The organism is Pedobacter psychrodurus (genome assembly GCF_004331735.1).
In the GTDB taxonomy this organism is placed as follows: Bacteria; Bacteroidota; Bacteroidia; order Sphingobacteriales; family Sphingobacteriaceae; genus Pedobacter; species Pedobacter psychrodurus.
The window spans coordinates 1-8,496 of the sequence record NZ_SJSO01000044.1 but is presented as its reverse complement, the minus strand read 5'-3'; the positions used below and the strand labels follow the sequence as shown (position 1 = coordinate 8,496).

General features: G+C 36.9%; 7 protein-coding genes. 2 read left to right on the top strand and 5 right to left on the bottom strand.

From position 1 onward, the window contains the following. Positions 1-320: 320 nt before the first annotated feature. Positions 321-893: a hypothetical protein gene (locus EZ456_RS24770; protein WP_131534879.1), complete on the top strand. Its 573-nt coding sequence runs from the start codon at positions 321-323 to the stop codon at positions 891-893. A 415-nt stretch (positions 894-1,308) separates the two neighbouring features. Beyond that, positions 1,309-1,887: a GrpB family protein gene (locus EZ456_RS24765; RefSeq protein WP_131534877.1), complete on the top strand. Its 579-nt coding sequence runs from the start codon at positions 1,309-1,311 to the stop codon at positions 1,885-1,887. A 519-nt stretch (positions 1,888-2,406) separates the two neighbouring features. Here EZ456_RS24765 and EZ456_RS24760 read toward each other — a convergent pair. From EZ456_RS24760 to EZ456_RS24740, 5 genes are all read right to left on the bottom strand, one after another. Beyond that, positions 2,407-2,769: a hypothetical protein gene (locus EZ456_RS24760; RefSeq protein WP_131534875.1), complete on the bottom strand. Its 363-nt coding sequence runs from the start codon at positions 2,767-2,769 to the stop codon at positions 2,407-2,409. A gap of 221 nt (positions 2,770-2,990) precedes the next feature. Then, positions 2,991-5,444: an outer membrane beta-barrel family protein gene (locus tag EZ456_RS24755; RefSeq protein WP_131534873.1), complete on the bottom strand. Its 2,454-nt coding sequence runs from the start codon at positions 5,442-5,444 to the stop codon at positions 2,991-2,993. Between the two features lie 95 nt (positions 5,445-5,539). Next, complete coding sequence (locus EZ456_RS24750; RefSeq protein WP_131534871.1) at positions 5,540-7,279, bottom strand: PspC domain-containing protein; 1,740 nt, start codon at positions 7,277-7,279, stop codon at positions 5,540-5,542. A 14-nt stretch (positions 7,280-7,293) separates the two neighbouring features. Continuing rightward, positions 7,294-7,629 carry a PadR family transcriptional regulator gene (locus tag EZ456_RS24745; RefSeq protein WP_025145298.1) on the bottom strand — a complete coding sequence of 112 codons (336 nt, stop codon included), beginning with the start codon at positions 7,627-7,629 and terminating at the stop codon, positions 7,294-7,296. A 301-nt stretch (positions 7,630-7,930) separates the two neighbouring features. Next, positions 7,931-8,146, bottom strand: coding sequence for a hypothetical protein (locus EZ456_RS24740; protein WP_131534869.1), 216 nt, complete (start codon positions 8,144-8,146; stop codon positions 7,931-7,933). Positions 8,147-8,496 lie beyond the last annotated feature (350 nt).

Here is an 8,496-nt window from a genome sequence, read left to right as displayed (position 1 = left end):
AACTGAAATCTCATCTGCCTTTAGAGGCTCTGGTAAAGCCGACGACACAAACAAGTTCAGCCCACGCTTTTGACGTAGGCATTAAAACTCTATTCGTGTGCCGTCGATTTGAAATTTACCAGATTTCTAAAGGCAAGAATAAGCTAACGCTTCTATAATTTTTTAGCCAAAAATTTTGGCCAGCACAAATCTATAAAATTCTATTGATTATAAATTATTAAGGATTTCATTGTCAAAAAAAATGCACCCTATTAGGATGCATATAATTATTTTTAAAAATTAATTCCGCCAACAGGTTACATTATAACAATTAAAACGAATTGAAATCATTTCTAACGCTCCTCCTCATTTTTAATCTTATCGCAGCATTATCCTACTGCCAATCTAAACCGGTACAGGTCGTTTTCGAAAATACCAAAACAGAAACTGCAACAGCATTAACAGCAACTCCAGTTTATGTACTTAAAAAGCAGGTTAAAAATGCCGATTTTAACTATTCAAAACTGAATGCCATTGATGAAAACACTAAAGGTACCATCAACACTAAAAATCTGATGCCTATTTTCGAACCCATTAGTGGAACTTTTAATTATTATCAGTTTCTGGCAACCTTTAAGGGCAAAGCTTATAATGGTGGTGAAGCAACAACAATCAAAGACTTCCATAACATACTGATTATCAAAACAGAACAGAACAACAAAATTATAGATGCTTATCAATACACATTGGAGTGGGCAGAGCCACCGCTTCAATACGATCTGTTTAAATCTTCGGTTAAAAACATTCTCTTAACCGATGCCTTGAACATTAAGCAACTAAAATTTAAGCGAACATACAGCTGGAACGAAAAGGATATCATGCTAAAGGAGAATGGGCTAATTAAGCTGAAATAGCTTTGGCTAATTCAAATCAATTTGAGAGACAAGGAGTTCGGTATATTTACACATAACCAAACACACCTTCGGAAGAGATCTTGAACTATGTAAAAAGATTTCTCTCCCGAAAGTTCGGGACTGCGCTTCAGTCGAAATGACGACGTCTCTATTACAATCTGTCAATGATAGTCGTCGAAGACCGCCCAATTTTGAGCCCGCTGCGCCTTTCTCTTTGTGTAATTGCGGTTAAAAAAGCCACGGGAATGACGATCGCCTTTAGTTTCTGCGCTAATCACCTTTAATCTGCGGGAACAAATTACGCACAAGGTTTCCCCGTAGATCACACAGATTTACGCTGATAGAATTTGCTTCCATAACAATGCATTTTGCACTATTCTACATATTGTATAACTTACCTTCAATTTATCATTTCATGCCAGGATCCATAATAATTGAAGATTATTCGCCAGAATGGGCGGTTACATTCGAACAACTTAAGGCGATCTATCAATTGCACTTAAATCATCTTATCATCGGCATTGAACACGTGGGCAGCACATCTGTTGTGGGACTAGCTGCAAAACCAGTTATCGACATCGATATTATTATTGATAAGAAGGAAAATCTAAACGCCATCATTAGAAAACTGATATCATTGGGTTACATCCATCGGGGTAACTTAGGAATTTCTGATCGCGAAGCTTTTAAATGCCAAACAGAACATACACCAATTGATGGCACAATGAAAATTTGGCCTAAGCATCATTTATACGTTTGCCCTTCGGATAGTGTAAGCTTAAAAAACCACTTAACATTGCGCGATTTTCTGCGCAGTAATCCCGAAAAAGCAAAAGCATATGGTGAATTAAAAAAGAAATTGGCCTTCGAAAACCCATACGATATCAATTTATATATCGAACATAAAACGCCTTTTATTGTAGAGGTATTAAAGAATGGCGATTTTAATAAAAATGAAATAGAAAACATCACTCAAGAGAATGTCCAAAAGTAAGTAGCTTGTTATTCTGAGGATTAATTTATTGTATGAAAATCAATATAAATGACATGAAGGTTTTTAGGGAATTGTAGGTAGCGAGGAATCGTCATTGCGAGAAGGCTTTTTCAGCCGACGAAGCAATCTTACTACGATCGCTACTAGCGTGTGCTTTAAGATTATTCATTTTTGCCGTTGTTTTTAAAGGCACTCATGAGCTCACTTCGTTCGGTTATCTTTGTACCTTGCAATGACGATTTTCTTTGTAGAACTGTCAATGATAGCACAGCGAAGAATCTTTCTTTATGAATGGTCCAAGCTTTATTTTCTGAGCATTATATAGTGCCCATCTGGGTGGGAATGGCGATCGTCTTTAAATTCTGCGCTAATCACCTTAAATCTGCGGGAGAAAACCAGAAGAACTCCACTTAATTACACTGATCTATTCTGTAAATAATCAGTCTGAGCGTACACGAAGACTGCTCAACTTTGCGTCCTCAGCGCCTTCTCTCTGTGATCTTTGCGGTTAAAACACAATTACTCCATTAACTTCTGCTTAATCCCTTCAGTAAGTTTTTTAACTTTCATATAGCCTGCCAAAGAGCCATTCCGTTTATCGAAATCGATCACTAACCAGCCCTTTTTGGCTTTAAGGTTAAACTTATCGCTGCCATTTAAATTCACGAACAGATCGATATTCTGATCCAAAGGCAGCTCATTGTTCAGGGCACTATCCAGGTATTTTTCTAGTTTGCCAATTTTATCTTCAGCGTATTTTGCTTCAAATTTGAAATCGGTATTGGTGTCTGTAGCATTTATTGCTAAATAACCCCCACTATTATGGCATCCATAGCCTAAAGTGCTTAATAAAATCGCTATGCTGTATATTATATTTTTCATGTTTTTTAGTTAATTGGTTAACTGTTTTTTTCATCCCCCTACCCCCTTCAAAGGGGGACTGGGATTCTCACCCAAACTTTCCGACTCCAAACCTAGACTTCATCCCCCTACCCCCTTTAAAAGGAGACTGGGTTTTTCGCCCAGACTTCTGACTCCCAACCACGGCCCCCCGACTCCAAACTCCAAACTCCAAACTTAGACTATGGACTCAAGACTCCGGCCTAGCCCCCAGCTCTGTTCTTAACATCATCAGCCGCCGTTTTCCGGTCCTGGTTTGATTTTAAATTTTGGTTACCAAAACTATAACTGATATTGAAAGATACCCTTCTACTGATGTAATTATTCTGCACCCTTAAATTCACATTTTGATAATCGAGCGTTCCTTTCCAGTAGTTGGTTTGAAAAATATCATCAACATTTAACTTAAGTTTTAAAGCTTTGTTCAAGAAACTCTTCTGCACACCAATATTTAAAGCGTACTGATAAATAGTGGTCCGTTCTAAGCCTCTAACTTTTGGTGAGTTTAACCAGAAATTGGTTTCGAATGCCCAGTTATTGCCTAAAACAATCGAGTTAACGGTATTAAAATTGTAGAATACTTTACTTAAAACAAAGGGGGCGCCTTCTAAATTATCATCATTAAATTTATTATAAGAAACCCTAAAATTGTTTTGCAAATTCCACCATTTGGCAATGGTTACCGGAACAGATAAGCCGGCCGAATAGTATTCTCCGCTGCCAATATTCCCTTGCCCTACGGTAACTATCCTTGTGCTATCGTTTTGTGCGGTTTTACTATCTAAAATTAAATCTTTTGTTTTAGCATAACTCAATGAAAAAAATAATCCGCTTTTATAATTGTAACTCACCTCAAAATTATTGGTAAACTGGGGTTTTAAGTATGGGTTTCCTTGTGCTATGGTGTAAGGATCCATATAAAAATTAAATGGATTTAACTGCTGGTAATTTGGCCGATCTATCCGTCGGCCATAGGTGTAACGCAAATTACTACTTTCAGAAATTTTCTGATTAACAAAAACCGTTGGAAATAATGATAAATAATGTTGTTTTACCGATGTATTATTGGTTACCGATGTTCCGGTAGATTGTGTAAACTCTGCCCGTAAACCAGCCTGAACTTGCCACTTACCCAAATCTGTTGATAAATTTGCATAAGCTGCATTTACGTTTTCTTTGTAAATAAAATTATTGCTTTGCCCTAAAACATTTTGCCATTCATTATTTACCAATGCCAACGATAAAAAATCGTTATTGGTTTTAACATAAGCACTTTTCAGCCCTGTTTCAAGCTTTGTTGTCTTTGATATTGGCCAGGTAAAGTCAGTTTTTGCAGCATAAATATCAATGGCTGTTTTACTATTATTTCTAATCATTGTAGTATTATAAACAGCACCTTTATCATCGTAAAAATTGGTGTTAAAATTTTCCAGTCCTGAGTAATCAAAACCAGAGTAATCGGCATCAAAGTTTAAACTTGCACCCTCTTTTTTAAAATCATGTCTGATATTAAAATTTGCACTATAATTTTTATTGGGTGTATTGGCATCAGAATATTGGATTAACGAATTATTGCCGGCAACTCCCTCTTTAATTTCATTTATAAAAGTTTGAGAGAAATTATCCAATTTACGTGTACTCGTACTGCCATCAAGCATAATACCAATGGTTGTTTTTTCACCTGCATAATAATCTGCACCTAGCTTTGCGGCCAACCTCGATCCTGTATATATTTTCTGAAAATTTTGGTTAAAGTTGCTCTGTAAACCATTGGCATTGGTACTCCGCTCTAATAATAAATTCGAAAAATTATTATTTTTTGAAGCATTTGCATTGGTAAAAAAATTCCACTTTTTTACACGGTGATTTAAATTGAAGTTAAGCTCCGACCCATAAATATTGGTGGGTAAGTTCGCCCTTATGGCATTGCGATAGGTTGATGAAATACTTCCATTGGTACCAAATGCCTTATTCTTTTTCAGTTTAATGTTGATAATACCCGCATTACCAGCAGCATCATATTTAGCTGATGGATTGGTAATAATTTCGATGGTAGCAATCTGGCTGCTACTTAAGCCATTTAGATAAACCGTTAAATCGGCACTCGATAAAAAGTTGTTCTTCCCATCAATCATCACCATTACACCCGATTTATTGTTCAATAAAATCTGGTCATTTTGCCTGTCTAACTGTACACCAGGCGCCTTCTCTAAAATTTCGAGCGCCGTGCCTCCAGTTGCAATAATGCTGTTCTCTACATTCAATACCATTTTATCAATCTGATGTTCAATAAAAGGTTTCTTGCCCTGAACGCTCACTTCTTTTAATTGTTTGGTTAAACTTTCGATAGTGACGGCAGGTAATTTCATGTCTTCGTTAAGCGAAAAATGATCGGTCTTTTTACTTTTAAAACCAACAATAGAAACCGACAATACATATTCACCACTTTTCAGCTGATCAATCGCAAATTCACCTTCAATATTGGTAGAAACGCTTTTAACAAGGGTAGTATCAGGATAATTCAGAACCCTAACAATCGCAAACGATACCGGAACAGTCTTTTCATCAACTATTTTACCTGTAATTTTATTTAATTTTTGGGCAAAAGAAGCCCCACATGCCATAAGGCATGCCATTAGCATTAATAATGTTTTCATGGTTTCTTCTTTTTAGGTATGATCGTCATCTCGACTGGAGCGTAGTGAAACGGAGAGATCTATAGTAGGTTTCTCCGCTCGAAATGACGGAACTATTATTCAGGCGCTATACCCAACTCTTCTTTAACTTCCTTAATCCGGTTTGATACAGAATCCTGGTAAATGGTATCAGTAGGCTTATTGTTGTGCAACGATTCTAAATCGAGTAATTCTTCTTGTAATTTTTTATTTTTTATGGCCTCTTCTTTTAATTTCGCAACGCACTTCAAGCCATCGTCTGTCATAATCCAAACGCTGTAATCATTGTGGTCATTTTCGCTGTCGTTGCATTCCCAGGTCCAATAATTATTAATGTAGCGGTAAGTATCTTGCTTTAAAATTAATTTCGTACCCACCGGGACTTCAAGATTTAACCTTACTTCCTGGTTTCGCCAAATGGTTCCCTTTCTCAATTGAAACCTCGGACTAAAAATTAACTCCGAATCCTTCATTTCATAACTGTAGCTAATGTTCTGCGCATTCTGTAATGCACTTTGAAAAGTTTTACCCTGCGATTCGTATTTTTGTGTTAAACGTGTAACTCCCGTTTCGCTTTTGTTAATGTCGATGCGGATGCGATTCGGCGAAACAAATGGTCCATCTTCGAAATCATCAACCACAATTCGATTTTTCTGATTCGCATCAATATGATATGCAATACTATCTTCTTTGCTGAAATATTTACTTTTATCGATATTTAGGGTATAAGTAGAAAAAGATTTCAAATCAACGGTTTGAGTTAACTCTGCATGTTGCTTAAATTCTGAAGATATTTTAGCCGCTTGATAGCCTGTAATGGCTACCCCAGCCAACCAGATAATTAACAGCGCAAAAGAAAGTGTTTTGTTAATGGCCTGTTTGTTAAAAGCTACCCTGATCGAGAATAACACTAAGGCTAAAATCGGCACAAAAAGCACCACAAATGCACCAAACAAAATGATACCCCTATTGCCTTCATTAACAATCGAGAAGGGGAAATATTCATAAATACTCGCATCCCAAAAACCTTGAAAAGCAGCCGTACCAATAATTAAAGCAATTAAAAACAGTGCTCCAAAAACGATAATAAAACCGGCAATAACTTTAAAAATCACCTTTCCTGTACCCGATATAAAACGGCCAAGCCATTCGAAAAACTCTCCGATAAAGATACCCAGGCGGCCAAATATTGGTTGAGCGTGTCTGTTTACTTCAGTTAAACGTTCTTTAACTGCCTGTAATTCCTCATCAAGGTTCTTCTGAAAACCCTGCAGGTTTGCGGGTTCGCCTTTCATCTCCATACGCTCAATGCGCGATTTGGCTTTCGGCATAATAATCCAAAGGATGGCGTACACCAATATTCCAAATCCGCCAATAAAGCTGATTAACAATGTTGCCAATCTAATCCATTTAGGATCTGCGTTTACATAATGGGCAATACCGGCGCAAACACCTGCCACTACGCGGTCGTCCATATCGCGGTATAATTTTTTCTCTACATACTGGTGTTGGTAGCCGCTATTGATTACAGGTTCTTCTTCACCTTCCTCTACCGTATCAAAATCCTGCACCTTACCCATTTGTGTAATCACCGAATTTACATTGGCCGAATCTACAACCTGCTTTTTCTGCTCTTCTAATTGCTCGGTTAACAGTTCTGCAATGCGGTTTTCGATATCTGTAACAATTTCAAGGTCATCTGCATGGTTGGCAAAATATTGTTTTACTTCGTTCAGGTAGGCCTTTAAGAGTTCGTAGGCACTTTCTTCAATATGAATAATCGTGTTCCCTATATTTATGATGATGGTCTTTTCCATTTCTTTTTTAATAATTATGAATTGGCTCCTTTTTGTGAAATACCTACAGCATAAGCCAGCTCCTGCCAGGTTTGATCTAATTGTGATAAAATGCCCCGACCATCTTCGGTTAAGGTATAATATTTACGCGGTGGGCCTGAGGTAGATTCTACCCAGTTGTAGCTTAACAAACCATTGTTTTTAAGCCTGGTTAATAATGGATATAATGTGCCCTCAACCACCAATAGCTTCGCCGACCTTAACTCGGCAATAATATCCGAAGCATATATCTCGCCCCGGGAGATGATTGATAAAACACAGTATTCCAGAATTCCCTTCCGCATTTGTGTTTGCGTATTTTCTGCTATCATATAACAAAGATATATGTTTTATATACTACCATGCAATACATAGTACTAAAATAAATCAAAGTTAACTTACAAATACCTGAATATCAGATAAATAATTTTAATTAAAATTTTGATATTTAGAAATAGTTCTATAAAATATGAGAATTTATAATGATTTATTAGAAAAGGAAGGCATTGTAATCCTTCGGTTTTTGCAGTCCTGCTATCACCTATAGTCCCGATTTAGATACGCTTTTAAATATAAAATATTCGATAAAATCGGGAGCTATTTGGCTCTATCAGGTTTAGGGAGAGAGGGCAGTTAGGCTTCACCAATTATAAAAGTTACTCCTGCTTCTTCTACATTTTGAAATTCAACTAATACTCTGGCAATTATGCTTTTCCATCCAGCTAGGCCAAAGTATCGCATCCACGTTCTACTTAAAACCGGCCTAACAAATTTTTCGGACAGCACACCTAAGGCCTTCGCACTAACTTCAAAAGAAAAATTTTCAGCCGGCAGTTTTTGTTTTTTCATGGGCCCTTATGTTTTCAACGGCATTCAAGCTAGCTGTGCTGGTCTTTTTGCTGTCAAATATCATTTAAACGATGCTTCAGTTTGCGAGAATAATAACTTTGGGAAAAAACATCCCGCATAAGGTCGTTATTCTTACTGACCCCCAAGTCATTGTCAAATCTGACCAAGTCAGCAGTTGAAGTTGTCGATTGAACACTGAAGTTCGTATAGTAAACTAATCTTCAAGCCTGCCGACTTTGCAGGATGTTTATTAAAAATGAATTTTATGAGTAAAGGTCAAAAAAACACAGAAAAGAAGCAAGGGCTTAAAGAAATTGTTCAGCTTCCTTTAGTTAATGCAAATGCAGCAG